Origin of the sequence: Pseudomonas sp. KBN12P06040, from assembly GCF_037574965.1 — a bacterium.
Classification (GTDB): domain Bacteria; phylum Pseudomonadota; class Gammaproteobacteria; order Pseudomonadales; family Pseudomonadaceae; genus Pseudomonas; species Pseudomonas aeruginosa.
Map to the genome: position 1 here is coordinate 1,764,996 of NZ_JBBELS010000001.1, position 12,714 is coordinate 1,777,709.

10 protein-coding genes are annotated in these 12,714 nt (G+C 69.6%); 7 read left to right on the forward strand and 3 right to left on the reverse strand.

The genetic code is table 11. The features are described 5' to 3' along the window. Positions 1-13 precede the first annotated feature (13 nt). Positions 14-757: an AraC family transcriptional regulator gene (locus tag VQ067_RS08315; protein ID WP_003119583.1), complete on the reverse strand. Its 744-nt coding sequence runs from the start codon at positions 755-757 to the stop codon at positions 14-16. 284 nt (positions 758-1,041) lie between these two features. On the opposite strand from VQ067_RS08315, the gene VQ067_RS08320 reads away from it, so the two are divergent. The 3 genes from VQ067_RS08320 (at position 1,042) to VQ067_RS08330 (ending at position 6,859) form a co-directional block, all read left to right on the forward strand. Beyond that, entirely contained in the window at positions 1,042-2,799 is a 1,758-nt protein-coding gene (locus VQ067_RS08320) for a DUF1302 domain-containing protein (protein ID WP_015502545.1), read from the forward strand. Between the two features lie 56 nt (positions 2,800-2,855). Beyond that, positions 2,856-4,226 (forward strand): DUF1329 domain-containing protein, encoded by a 1,371-nt coding sequence (locus VQ067_RS08325; RefSeq protein WP_033990957.1) that lies wholly within the window; start codon positions 2,856-2,858, stop codon positions 4,224-4,226. A gap of 149 nt (positions 4,227-4,375) precedes the next feature. Then, positions 4,376-6,859 carry a LuxR C-terminal-related transcriptional regulator gene (locus VQ067_RS08330; protein ID WP_033990960.1) on the forward strand — a complete coding sequence of 828 codons (2,484 nt, stop codon included), beginning with the start codon at positions 4,376-4,378 and terminating at the stop codon, positions 6,857-6,859. 6 nt (positions 6,860-6,865) lie between these two features. Here VQ067_RS08330 and VQ067_RS08335 read toward each other — a convergent pair whose 3' ends face one another. Then, complete coding sequence (locus VQ067_RS08335) at positions 6,866-7,678, reverse strand: SirB1 family protein (protein WP_031630736.1); 813 nt, start codon at positions 7,676-7,678, stop codon at positions 6,866-6,868. A gap of 245 nt (positions 7,679-7,923) precedes the next feature. On the opposite strand from VQ067_RS08335, the gene VQ067_RS08340 reads away from it, so the two are divergent. From VQ067_RS08340 to VQ067_RS08355, 4 genes are all read left to right on the forward strand, one after another. Further along, on the forward strand, positions 7,924-8,949 hold the full coding sequence (locus tag VQ067_RS08340; protein ID WP_003091859.1) for a Leu/Phe/Val dehydrogenase: 1,026 nt from the start codon (positions 7,924-7,926) through the stop codon (positions 8,947-8,949). 141 nt (positions 8,950-9,090) lie between these two features. Then, positions 9,091-10,188: a pyruvate dehydrogenase (acetyl-transferring) E1 component subunit alpha gene (pdhA, locus tag VQ067_RS08345; protein ID WP_340080819.1), complete on the forward strand. Its 1,098-nt coding sequence runs from the start codon at positions 9,091-9,093 to the stop codon at positions 10,186-10,188. After that, a complete protein-coding gene (locus VQ067_RS08350; RefSeq protein ID WP_015502548.1) occupies positions 10,181-11,182 on the forward strand; it encodes an alpha-ketoacid dehydrogenase subunit beta in 1,002 nt (333 codons plus the stop codon). Before pdhA ends, VQ067_RS08350 begins: the two co-directional genes overlap by 8 nt. A gap of 17 nt (positions 11,183-11,199) precedes the next feature. Continuing rightward, entirely contained in the window at positions 11,200-12,312 is a 1,113-nt protein-coding gene (locus VQ067_RS08355) for a dihydrolipoamide acetyltransferase family protein (protein ID WP_033990962.1), read from the forward strand. On the opposite strand, the gene VQ067_RS08360 is transcribed toward VQ067_RS08355, so the two are convergent. Then, positions 12,313-12,711, reverse strand: a complete 399-nt coding sequence (locus VQ067_RS08360; RefSeq protein WP_003117551.1) for a DUF2809 domain-containing protein — start codon at positions 12,709-12,711, stop codon at positions 12,313-12,315. Between the last annotated feature and the right edge of the window lie 3 nt (positions 12,712-12,714).

The following is a 12,714-nucleotide window of genomic DNA, read 5'->3' on the forward strand; positions in this document are numbered from 1 at the left end:
CCGCTGGGAAATCTCAGCGGCGCGACGACAGGCGCTTCAGGTATTCGCGCGGAGACTGGCCGGTGTGCTGGCGGAAGCAGCGGTAGAAGGCCGACAGCGAATTGAAGCCGGCGGCGAAGGCCAGTTCGTCGACCCGTCCGGGCAGCTCGCCGGAAAGCTGGCCGAGCAGGTGTTGCAGGCGGGTCTGGTTGACGTACTGGTAGAAGCTCAGGCCGAGCACCTGGTTGAGCAGGTAGGAAATCTGGTTGCGCGTATAACCGGTGGCGTTGGCCACCTGGGTCAGGTCCAGGTCCGGATCGAGATAGGGCTGGGCCTGCTGGAAGTAGTGCTCCAGGTCGCGCGCCAGCAGGCTCAGCTGCTTGGCCGAAAGCCCCAGGCGGCTGGCCGGCGGCCGGCCGTCGCCGCCGGCCTGGGCTCCGCCGCCGCTTTCGTGGACCAGCGAGGCGTATTCGTTGATGCGCCAGATCAGGCCGTCGCGCACGGTGATCGCCTCGCTGGCGCGGAACGAAGCCAGGCGGCCGCTGAGGGTCACCCGCAGGCGGTACTGGATGAAGGCGGTATCGCCGTCGAAGCGGATACGGTCGGTGTGCTCCAGCGACTCGTCGGGGCCCTTGGGCATGGTCGCCTCGACGTACTCGCGGAGATCGGCCAGGCGCATCCGGCGGTTCTGGAAGAAGTCGTTGTATTCGACCTCGGGATGATAGAGCGCCATCACCGCGTCGATGTCGCGGTGTTTCCAGCTGAGGTGGTAGCGCATGACCGTCTCGCGGGTGGCGTCGGCGAGGTCGCGGTCGGCGGGAATGGTCTGTTCGGGCTGCATGCAGCGAAGGATGCCATCGCCGCCGCCGGCGGAACAGTGCCGCGCCGTCATCCATGCACTGGATGACGGCGTATCCATCCTGCATATGGCGTTCGCCGAGGCGCTTTCCAGGGCCCCTGTTCACTCTTTCGGGCGACAGCCGGAATACCTCCTTGGTGCGCTTACCGCCGTTCGGGTCGCTGGGTAGGGTGTAGCCACCTCGACCCTGTCAGGAGAGCCGCATGACAACAACAAAAAGGCGCGGAATCTTCCCTCTGCACGCACTCGCTGCGGCCACAGCCCTGGGTTGCGCCACCCAGGCCTCGGCCGTGTCATTCAACATCGGGGAGATCGAAGGGCAATTCGACTCGTCGCTGTCGGTGGGGGCCAGCTGGTCCATGCGTTCCGCCGACAAGGACTACATCGGCACCCGCAACGGCGGCCACGCCTCGTCGCAGACCTCCGACGACGGCCGGCTCAACTTCAAGAAGGGCGAAACCTTCTCGAAGATCTTCAAGGGCATCCACGATCTCGAACTCAAGTACGGCGACACCGGCGCGTTCTTCCGTGGCAAGTACTGGTACGACTTCGAGCTGAAGGACGAACACCGCCTGCTCTACGACATCGACGACCACAACCGCAAGGAGGGCGCCAAGTCCTCCGGGGCGCAGCTGCTCGATGCCTTCCTCTACCACAACTACAGCATCGGCGACCTGCCCGGCAGCGTGCGGGTCGGCAAGCAGGTGGTGAGCTGGGGCGAGAGCACGTTCATCCAGAACTCGATCAACAGCATCAACCCGATGGACGTCGCCGCGTTCCGCCGGCCCGGCGCGGAGATCAAGGAAGGCCTGATCCCGGTGAACATGCTCTACCTGTCCCAGGGCATCAGCGACGCGCTGACCGTCGAAGGCTTCTACCAACTGGAATGGGACCAGACGGTGATCGACAACTGCGGTACCTTCTTCTCCACCACCGACGTGGTCGCCGATGGCTGCGAGCGGATGGTCTACGCCGGCAGCGACTTCGACCCGAACCCGGCCAACGGCTACCGCTACCTGCCACGCGCCGGCGATCGCGATGCCCGCGACAGCGGCCAGTGGGGCCTGGCCCTGCGCTGGTACGCGGCGGAGCTGAACGACACCGAGTTCGGCCTGTACGCGATGAACTACCACAGTCGCAACCCGTACTACAGCGTGATTGCCGGCAACGGCCTGGCCACCTCCGACCCGGTCACCGGGCGCTCCACCGGCTATTACTTCATCGACTATCCCGAGGACATCCGCCTCTACGGCCTGAGCTTCCAGACCAACATCGGCAGCACCTCGGTGGCCGGCGAGCTGAGCTACCGGCCGAACATGCCGCTACAAATCAACAGCACCGACATGTCGATCGCCGCGATCTACCCGACCACCCTGTTCGGTAACCCGATCTACGACAGCGGCTTCGCCACCCCGCGCGCCGGCGAGGTGATCAACGGCTACGTGCGCAAGCCGGTGACCCAGGCACAGGTGACCGTCACCCAGTTCTTCGACCGGGTACTGGCGGCCGACCGCCTGACCGTGGTCGGCGAAGTCGGCTACAACCACCTCAGCGGGGTCGACGGCGACGACCTGCGCTACGGCCGCGACGCCATCTACGGCATCGGCGAACTGCCGAACAACGCCTTGTGCACCGGCGCGCTCAACGTGGCCAACCCGCAGGAGTGCAACGGCCACGGCTTCTACACCCGCAACTCGTGGGGCTACCGCCTGCGCGGGATCCTCGAATATCCCAACGTGTTCGCCGGGGTCAACCTGAAGCCGAACCTGGCCTGGTCGCACGACGTCGAGGGCTACGGGCCGAACTTCAGCGAGGGCGCCAAGGCCGTCAGCGTCGGCCTCGATGCCGACTACCAGAACACCTATACCGCCAGCATCAGCTACACCGACTTCTTCGGCGGCAACTACAACCCGATCAACGACCGCGACTTCCTCGCGGTGAGCTTCGGGGTGAACTTCTGAGGTCCGCCGCCCCTCGGGGCGGCCGCTTTCGCGGATACGAACAAGGATAACGACGCATGAAAACAGCACGACTCCTGTCCTCCGGGGCGCTGGCCCTCAGCCTGCTGGCCGGTTCGGTGACGGCGGCGGTTTCGCCCGACGAGGCCGCCAAGCTCGGCAGCAGCCTGACCCCCATCGGCGCGCAGAAGGAAGGCAACGCCGACGGCAGCATCCCGGCCTGGACCGGCGGCCTTGCGGCCAGCGCCGGCAAGGTCGACGGCAAGGGTTTCCTTTCCGATCCCTTTGCCGACGAGAAGCCGCTGTTCACCATCACCGCGCAGAACGTCGAGCAATACAAGGACAAGCTCTCCGACGGCCAGTTGGCGATGTTCAAGCGCTACCCCGAGACCTACCGGATCCCGGTGTACAAGACCCATCGCACGGTGGCCCTGCCGGCCGAGATCGACGAGGCGGTCAGGCAGAGCGCGCTGAACGTGCAGCCGATCAACGACGGCAACGGCCTGTCGAATTTCGAGAAGAGCCGCTACTACGCCTTCCCGATCCCGAAGAACGGTGTCGAAGTGCTCTGGAACCACATCACCCGCTACCGCGGCGGCAACCTCAAGCGCATCATCGTCCAGGCCACCCCGCAGACCAACGGCAGCTTCACGCCGATCCGCTTCGAGGAGTCGGTGGCGTTCCCGCAGAACATGCCTGACCTCGACCAGAGCAAGGCGGCCAACATCCTCACCTTCTTCAAGCAGCAGGTGACCGCGCCGGCGCGCCTGGCGGGCAACGTGCTGCTGGTCCACGAGACCCTCGACCAGGTCAAGGAGCCGCGCCTGGCCTGGGTCTACAACGCCGGCCAGCGCCGCGTGCGGCGCGCCCCGCAGGTGGCCTACGATGGCCCGGGCACCGCCGCCGACGGCCTGCGCACCTCGGATAACTTCGACATGTTCTCCGGCGCCCCGGACCGCTACGACTGGAAGCTGGTCGGCAAGCGCGAGATGTACATCCCCTACAACGCCTACAAGCTCAACGACCCGACCCTGAAGTACGGCGACATCATCAAGGCCGGGCACATCAACCAGGACCTGACCCGCTACGAGCTGCACCGGGTGTGGGAAGTGGTCGGCACGGTGAAGCCGGGTGAGCGGCACATCTACGCCAAGCGCCACATGTACATCGACGAGGACAGCTGGCAGATCGCCCTGGTCGACCACTACGACGGTCGCGGCCAGCTCTGGCGGGTCGGCGAGGGCCACGCGCAGTACCACTACGACCAGAAGGTCGCCGGCTACACCCTGGAGGCGCTCTACGACGTGATAGCCGGTCGCTACCTGGCGCTGGGCATGAGCAATGAGGAGAAGCGCGGCTACGAGTTCGGCTTCAAGGCCTCGTCCGCCGACTACACGCCGGCCGCCTTGCGCAACGCAGGGGTACGCTGAGTCCCGCCCAGTCGCGACGAGCGTGGCGGCTTGTGCCGACGCGCTCGTTCGTTATGACGGCCCATCACCCGGCGCAATCATCGTTCAGCAGCGGGGCAGGCGCGGTCTAGGCTCCCGGCAAGGCGCTTCGACAGAACAAGAGCACTGCCATGACCGAGCCGACCGAGCTGCCCGCCGCCTTGCCGCGGCTGCCGCCGCAGCACCTGCCGCGGCCCCGTTTGCACCAGCCGCTGCTGCGCGGCGAATGCCGCCTGCGACTGCTCTGCGCGCCCGCCGGCAGCGGCAAGACCGTCCTCCTCGGAGAATGCGCGCGGCGGGCGCCGCCTGGCGTGCAGGTGGTCTGGCTGGCGCTGGGCGGGGAAGCGCTGGACCCCGCGACCTTCCGCCGCCGCCTGGCCGGCGCCCTCGGCTTGGCCGAGGACAGCGACGAAGCGCAGCTGTGCCGGCGGCTGCGCAACGCTTCCGCGCTGTGGCTGCTGCTCGACGATTACCCACGGCATCCCGATCCCGCCCTCGACGCCTGCCTCGATCGCCTGTTGAGCGCGGCCTCGCCACGGGTGGGCTGGTGGCTGGCGAGCCGGCGGCGGCCGCAGTGCAACCTGGCGCGGTTGCTGCTGGAGGGGGAGTTGCTGGAGGTCGACGGCGGCCTGCTGGCGTTCGATGCCGACGAGGTCGCCGAACTGCTCCGCCTGCACGGCCGCAGCGCCGATGCCGCTGCGGCCGGGGCACTGCTGGAACGCAGCGGCGGTTGGTGCGCCGCGTTGCGCTTGCGCCTGCTGGTCGGCGAAGAGACGGCCGGACCGTTGTTGCAGGAATACCTCCAGCACGAGTTGCTCGACGAGCTGCCGCCGCCGCTGGCCGACGCTGCGCGCGCCCTGGCCTGGCTGCCGCAAGTCGGTCCGGAGCTGTTCCGCCGGCTGTTCGAGGAGCTGCCCCACGGGCTGGACGACCTGTTGGCGCGGGGCTTCCCCCTGCTGGCCGATACGAACCAGCGCTACAGCCTGCCGCCGGCGATCCGCGAGGCCTGGCGCGAAGCGCCGCAGCGCCCGCAGCGGGACTTCCACCGGGAAGCCTGCGAATGGTTCGCCGAACACGGCGAGACCCGCGAGGCGGTCGACCAGGCGCTGGCCGCCGATGAACCGGAAACCGCCGCCGGATTGTTGCAGAAGCTCACCGAGGAGCAATTGCTGCACGGCCACAACATCGGCATGGTCCTGGCCCTGCGCGACGAACTGCCGGCGGCGCTGCTGGCCAGCACGCCGCGCCTGGTGATCCTGAACGCCTGGGCGCTGCTCTACGCCGGACGCCTGGCCGAAGCCGAGGACTGCATCGGCCAGTTGGCGCGCTTCCTGCCGATGCCCTCGGCGTCCCGCCAGCGGGTGCTGCTGGCGCAATGGCAGGGCTTGTTCGGGATCCTTCTGCACTGCCGTGGCGAGCGCGGCGCCGCCGACTACCTGCGCGAGGCGCTGGAGCAACTGCCGGAGGACGCCTGGTCGCAGGGACTGATCTGCCGCTCGGCGCTGATGCAACTGGCGATGATCGAGGGGCGAATGGACCAGGCGCGGTTGATCGGCCGCGATGCCTTGCGCCTGGCGCGCGAGCACGACAGCCTGATCTTCGAGGCGCTGATCGAACTGGAGCGGGCGCAGTGGCTGGAGCAGCGCGGCGAACTGCTGCGCGCGGAAGGCGTCCTCGATCGCGCCCAGCGCTACCTGGAGGACCTCGGCCAGCAGGGCAGCCCGATGCTCGGCCGGATCGCCCTGCGCCGCGCGCGCCTGTGCCTGCAGCAGGGTCGCGAGGTCGAGGCCGGGCACTGGTATCGGCTGGGGCTGGAGCAGGCACGGGAGAATCTCGATCCCTGGGTGCTCTACGGCTACCTGGGACTGGCCTTGCTGGAAGCCGGGCAGGGCGACCTGGACGCGGCGTTCAACCGCCTGCTGGAGGTCGAGCGGCTGATGCAGCAGCGCCATGTCCCCGATCCGCTGTATCGCGGCGCGTTACTGCTGGTCAGCTCCGCCCTGACCCTGCAGCAGGGAAGGCCGGCGCAGGCGCGGGAGATCCTGCTGCGGGTCCGCGCCTACTTCCAGCCGGGACGGGCGCGCCTGTCGCCGCCCTCCGAACCGGAGCTGGAAGCGCGGGTAGAGCACCAATTGGCGCTGGCCGAACTCTACAGCGGTGAGGCTGCCGCCGCCGAAGCGCGGCTGCGCGGGCTGCTCGCCATTCTCGAGGCGCAGGGGCGGCAGACGCTGCTCTGCGAAGTGCGCATGGGTATCGCCGAGTGCCAGTTCCTCTCCGGACAATTGCCCCAGGCCCAGCAAACCCTGCGCAGCGGCCTGGAACTGGCGGAGCGGCTAGGCCTGCAACTGCCGCAGCGGCGACTGCGGGATCGCCAGCCGCAACTGTTCGCCGCCCTGCCGGGGGAAGAAGAGGAGGGGCTCAGTCCGCTCAGTTGCCGGGAGCTGGCGGTGCTCGGCCTGATCGCCCAGGGCTGTTCCAACCAGGAGATCGGCGAGCAACTGTTCATTTCCCTGCACACGGTGAAGACCCACGCCCGGCGGATCAACGGCAAGCTCGGGGTGGCCCGCCGGACCCAGGCGGTGGCGCGGGCCAAGGCCCTCGGCCTGCTCGCCTGAGCGGCCTCAGTGCAGGGCGCGGCCGGTCGGCGGGGCGAGTTCGCCCAGGCGCTGGCCGAGGCGCAGTTGCTCGGTGGGATCGTCGCTGAGCAAGAGCGCGCGTTCCAGGTCGTAGCGTTCCGCCTGCGGGCAATCCAGTTGCCGATAGAGGCCGGCGCGGGCCTCGTGGTCGGCGGCGCCCACCGGGCCGAGTTCGATCACCCGCTGGGCATCCTTCAGCGCGGCCAGCGGCTCGCCGGCGGCGCTGTGCAGTTGTCGCAGGTTGCGCGACAGACGCTGGAGGATTTCCCCGGGAGAGGCCTGCTTCAGGTAGGCGGCCTGCAGCTCGCTCTTCGGCCCCTGCAGGCGCAGCAGCAGTTCGCGGCAGTCGGTGGGATAGAGGCGCCGTCCGGTGGCCGGGTCGAGCAGATGGTCGGCCTGCGGCACGCGCAGCAGGAAGCGTCCCGGGAAGTTCACTCCGACCAGCGGAATGTCCAGCCGCCGCGCCAGTTCCATGGCCACCAGCGCCAGCGACAACGGCTGTCCCTGGCGCCGCTGCAGCACCAGCGGAAGCAGGGCCGAGCGCGGTTGCAGGGGGAAGTCGTCGTCCTCGCAGAAACCCTGTTCGCTCATTCGCCGCAGCAACCCCTGGGCGCGCTCGCTGGCCGAGGCGCGATCGTCCAGGCTGGCGCCGATCTGCCGGACGAGTTCGTCGAGCTCCCGCAGGGACTGTGCGGGCGAATACGCCGGAAGGTGCTCCGCGGCAATCCACAGGGCCGCCTCGAACAGCGCTGGCGGTTCCTGGGCGAGACAATCGAGGCAGGCTTGACGCGGGTCCATGGCTTTCCTCCTGGTGCGCCTGGATCGCTGCGGACGGGCCGTTCGGAGCACGCCGGGGCCGGTTTCGAGCGGGCGGACCCCAAGGTTGTAACCGTCCGCCGAAGCTTCGTCCAGTACCCGGCTCGGCGAGCGCCGCCGCCTGGTCGTCGGCCTTGCGGGCGTTTCGCCGACGCCTGCCTATACTGAAGGTGCCGGGCGGCAACGGCCCGGCCCGGACAACAAGCAGCAAGCAGGGGAGCCCCAGCATGTTCGACATGATGGACGCGGCCCGGCTCGAGGGTCTCCACCTCGCCCAAGACCCGGCCACGGGACTCAAGGCCATTATCGCCATCCACAGCACGCGACTCGGCCCGGCGCTGGGTGGTTGTCGCTACCTGCCTTACCCCAACGACGAAGCCGCCATCGGCGACGCCATCCGCCTGGCCCAGGGCATGAGCTACAAGGCGGCCCTGGCCGGGCTGGAGCAGGGCGGCGGCAAGGCGGTGATCATCCGCCCGCCGCACCTGGACAATCGCGGCGCGCTGTTCGAGGCCTTCGGGCGCTTCATCGAAAGCCTCGGCGGACGCTACATCACTGCGGTGGACAGCGGTACCTCCAGCGCCGACATGGACTGCATCGCCCAGCAGACCCGCCACGTCACCAGCACCACCCAGGCCGGCGACCCCTCGCCGCATACCGCCCTCGGCGTGTTCGCCGGGATTCGCGCCAGTGCCCAGGCGCGCCTCGGCAGCGACGACCTGGAAGGCCTGCGGGTCGCGGTGCAGGGGCTCGGCCACGTCGGCTACGCATTGGCCGAGCAACTGGCGGCGGTCGGCGCCGAGTTGCTGGTCTGCGACCTCGATCCCGGCCGGGTGCAACTGGCCGTCGAGCAGCTCGGCGCCCATCCGCTGGCGCCGGAGGCATTGCTTTCCACCCCATGCGACATCCTCGCGCCCTGCGGCCTGGGCGGCGTGCTCACCAGCCAGAGCGTCAGCCAGTTGCGCTGCGCGGCGGTGGCCGGGGCGGCGAACAACCAGTTGGAGCGGCCGGAGGTCGCCGACGAGCTGGAGGCGCGCGGCATCCTCTATGCGCCGGACTACGTGATCAACTCCGGCGGCCTGATCTACGTCGCCCTCAAGCACCGCGGCGCCGATCCGCACAGCATCACCGCGCACCTGGCGCGGATTCCCGCGCGGCTCACCGAGATCTATGCCCATGCCCAGGCCGACCACCAGTCGCCGGCGCGGATCGCCGACCGTCTGGCGGAACGGATTCTCTACGGCCCGCAGTGACGGGCCGGCGTTTCCGGCGAGGCCGCCAGCGGGCCTCGCCAGCGGCAGTGCGGGCCACCCCCGCGGTGCCGCGCGTGCACGCCGCCACCCGCGGCGCGACCCTGAGCGGCACGCCTACCCGGCGTGCGGAGGAGGTTTGCGATGGTTCACAACCGGATCGACCCGCCTTTCACCCGCTACCTCGACAGCGACGGTCGGCCCCTCGGCGAGTTGCCCGCCTGGGCCGGCGACAGCGACGCGCTGGTCGGCCTCTACCAGCAGATGCTCCTGACCCGCCTGTTCGACCAGAAGGCGGTGGCCCTCCAGCGTACCGGACGGATCGGCACCTATGCGCCAACCCTCGGCCAGGAAGCCATCGGCGTGGCCATCGGCAGCCAGATGCGCGCCGAAGACGTGCTGGTGCCCTATTACCGCGATACCGCGGTGCAATTGATGCGCGGTGTGCGCATGGAGGACATCCTCCTCTACTGGGGCGGCGACGAGCGCGGCAGCGACTACGCCGAACCGCTGGCGGCGCAGGACTTTCCCATTTGTGTGCCGATCGCCACCCAGGCCCTGCATGCCTGCGGGGTCGCCTCGGCGTTCCGCATCCGCGGCGAGCACCGGGTGGCGGTGACCACCTGCGGCGACGGCGCCACCAGCAAGGGCGATTTCCTCGAGGCGCTGAACGTGGCGGGCGCCTGGCAGTTGCCGGTGCTCTTCGTGGTCAACAACAACCAGTGGGCGATCTCGGTGCCGCGGCGCATCCAGTGCGGCGCGCCGACCCTGGCGGAGAAGGCGGTGGGTGCCGGCTTCCCCGGCGAACAGGTGGACGGCAACGACGTGCTGGCGGTCGCCGAACGCGTCCGCGCGGCCCTGGAGCGCGCGCGCCAGGGCAAGGGGCCGACCCTGCTGGAGTGCATCAGCTATCGCCTGTGCGACCACACCACGGCCGACGACGCCAGCCGCTACCGTTCCGCCGAGGAGGTCAACCAGGCCTGGCGCGAGGAGCCGATCAAGCGCCTGCGCGCCTTCCTCGCCGGCCGCGGCCAGTGGGACGAGGAGCGCGAGCAGGCGCTGGTGGGCGAGTGCCAGGCGCGGGTGCAGGAGGCGGTGGAGTGTTTCGAGACGTTCGCCGCGCAGGCGCCGCAGGCACTGTTCGAGCATGTCTACGCGCGCTGGCCGGCGGCCCTGGAGGAGCAGCGCGAGCAATTGCTGGAACGCGCCGCGCGGCGGCAGGGAGGGGCCGAACATGAATGAGCGCAACGGCGAAGCGAAACGCCTGGCCCTTCTGGAGGCGGTCAACCTGGCGTTGCACCGGGCCATGGCCGAGGACGAGGCGGTGGTGGTGCTGGGCGAAGACGTCGGGGTCAACGGCGGGGTGTTTCGCGCCACCCTCGGCCTGCGCGAGCGCTTCGGCTTCAAGCGGGTGCTGGATACGCCGCTGGCGGAGAACATGATCGCCGGGCTGTCCATCGGCATGGCCGCCCAGGGCCTGAAGCCGGTGATGGAGATCCAGTTCATGGGCTTCATCTACGCCGCCATGGAGCAACTGGTGTCCCATGCCAGCCGCCTGCGCAATCGCACCCGCGGCCGCCTGGCCTGCCCGTTGGTGCTGCGCACGCCGATGGGCGCGGGAATCCGCGCGCCGGAGCACCACAGCGAGGCGACCGAGGCGATGTTCGCGCACATCCCCGGCGTCCGCGTGCTGGTGCCGTCGTCGCCGGCGCGGGCCTACGGCCTGCTCCTGGCGGCGATCGACGATCCCGATCCGGTGATCTTCCTCGAACCGACCCGGCTCTACCGGATGAACCCGCAGCCGCTGGCGGACGACGCCCGGCGCCTGCCGCTGGACAGTTGCTTCACCCTCCGCGAAGGCGGCGACCTGACCCTGGTCAGCTGGGGCGCCAGCGTCCACGAGACCCAGCAGGCCGCCGAGCGCCTGGCGCAGCGCGGCATCGAGGCCGAAGTGATCGACGTCGCCTGCCTCAAGCCGCTCGACCTCGACACCCTCGAAGCTTCGGTGCGCAAGACCGGTCGCTGCGTGATCGTCCATGAGGCGCCGAAGAGCGGCGGCCTCGGCGGGGAAATCGCCGCGAGCCTCTACGAGCGTGTCCTGTTCGATCTGCGGGCGCCGATCCAGCGGGTCGCCGCGGCCGATATCCCGCCGCCGCTGTACCGCCTGGAACCGCTGTACATGCCCGCCGTGGAGGACATCCTGGCGGCCTGCGACACCGTGCTCGGCTACGCCTGAGCCGAGGGGAGACGACCATGAAGCACTTCAAGCTGCCCGACCTGGGCGAGGGCCTGCAGGAAGCGGAAATCGTCGAATGGCACGTCAAGGCCGGCGACAGCGTGCGCGCCGACCAGCGCCTGGTCTCGGTGGAAACCGCCAAGGCGCTGGTGGACATCCCCGCGCCCTACGACGGGGTGGTGGGCAAGCTGTTCGGCGCCGAGGGCGACATCCTCCACGTCGGCGAACCGCTGGTGGGCTTCGAGGGCGAGGAGGCGGACGCCGGTACCGTGGTGGGGCGCCTGGAGGGCGGCGGTAGCGCCCTGGAGGACCGTTTCTTCATCGGCGCCGCACCATCCACCCGCGAGCACCTGGCACCGCGCGCGACCCCGGCGGTGCGCCAGTTCGCCCGCCAGCAGGGCGTCGAGCTGGCCGGCCTGAGCGGCTCCGGCCCGGATGGCCTGATCACCCGCGGCGACGTCGAGGCCGCTGCCCAGGGCGCCCGCGAACGCTTCGGCGGCGAGCGCTTGCGCGGGGTACGGCGGAGCATGGCGCTGAACATGGCGCGCTCGCATGCCGAGGTGGTGCCGGTGACGATCTACGGCGACGCCGACCTGCATCGCTGGAAGACCGCACGCGACCCGTTGATCCGCCTGGCCCAGGCGCTGGCCGAGGCCTGTCGCGCCGAGCCGACCCTCAACGCCTGGTTCGATGGCGCCTCGTTGTCGCTGAAACTGCATGAGCGGCTCGACCTGGGGATCGCCGTGGACACCCCGGACGGCCTGTTCGTGCCGGTGCTGCGCGACGTCGGTGCGCGTTCGGCGGAGGACCTGCGCGCCGGTATGCGGCGCCTGCGCGAAGACGTCCAGGCACGCTCGATCCCGCCGACGGAAATGCTCGGCGCGACCCTGACCCTATCCAACTTCGGCACCCTGTTCGGCCGCTACGCCAACCCCGTGGTGGTGCCGCCGCAGGTGGCCATCCTCGGCGCCGGCGGCATCCGCGACGAAGTAGTGGCCTGGCGCGGCGAGATGGCGATCCACCCGATCCTGCCGCTCTCGCTGACCTTCGATCACCGCGCCGCCACCGGTGGCGAGGCGGCGCGTTTCCTCAAGGTACTGGTGAACGCCCTGGAGCAACCCGACGGCTGATCAGCGCCGGTGCTCCAGCCACCACGCCAGCAGCGCGCCGAGGGCGTAGGCGAGCAGGTCGAAGCCGTCGGCGGTGCTGCCGAGAACGATGCGCAGCACGGGGCTGGAGAATTGCCAATGCAGTTGCGCCGCCAGGTACTGGCCCAGTTCCAGCAGCGCGCCGACGGCAAAGGCGGCGGATGCCAGCCAGGCGGCCGGCGCCCTGAGCGCACTGCCCATCAGGTAGTAGAGCCAGACCACCGCCAGCAGGTCGCCGCCGAAGCTGCGTATCCAGCCCCAATGCCGGCCCAGGGTGGCGAGCAGGACCAGCAGGCCGAACAGCAGCAGTGCCAGCAGCAGGCTGCGCCGGTCCAGGCGCCAGCGTCGGGAGCGGACGGGGGAGGCGGGGAGAGCGGGCATGGG

What these genes read in the sequence shown, in the direction of transcription:
- VQ067_RS08315 (WP_003119583.1), bottom strand. Translation starts at nt 757, where the DNA reads ATGCGCTACCACCTCAGCTGGAAACACCGCGACATCGACGCGGTGATG.
- VQ067_RS08320 (WP_015502545.1), top strand. Translation starts at nt 1,042, where the DNA reads ATGACAACAACAAAAAGGCGCGGAATCTTCCCTCTGCACGCACTCGCT.
- VQ067_RS08325 (WP_033990957.1), top strand. Translation starts at nt 2,856, where the DNA reads ATGAAAACAGCACGACTCCTGTCCTCCGGGGCGCTGGCCCTCAGCCTG.
- VQ067_RS08330 (WP_033990960.1), top strand. Translation starts at nt 4,376, where the DNA reads ATGACCGAGCCGACCGAGCTGCCCGCCGCCTTGCCGCGGCTGCCGCCG.
- VQ067_RS08335 (WP_031630736.1), bottom strand. Translation starts at nt 7,678, where the DNA reads ATGGACCCGCGTCAAGCCTGCCTCGATTGTCTCGCCCAGGAACCGCCA.
- VQ067_RS08340 (WP_003091859.1), top strand. Translation starts at nt 7,924, where the DNA reads ATGTTCGACATGATGGACGCGGCCCGGCTCGAGGGTCTCCACCTCGCC.
- pdhA (WP_340080819.1), top strand. Translation starts at nt 9,091, where the DNA reads ATGGTTCACAACCGGATCGACCCGCCTTTCACCCGCTACCTCGACAGC.
- VQ067_RS08350 (WP_015502548.1), top strand. Translation starts at nt 10,181, where the DNA reads ATGAATGAGCGCAACGGCGAAGCGAAACGCCTGGCCCTTCTGGAGGCG.
- VQ067_RS08355 (WP_033990962.1), top strand. Translation starts at nt 11,200, where the DNA reads ATGAAGCACTTCAAGCTGCCCGACCTGGGCGAGGGCCTGCAGGAAGCG.
- VQ067_RS08360 (WP_003117551.1), bottom strand. Translation starts at nt 12,711, where the DNA reads ATGCCCGCTCTCCCCGCCTCCCCCGTCCGCTCCCGACGCTGGCGCCTG.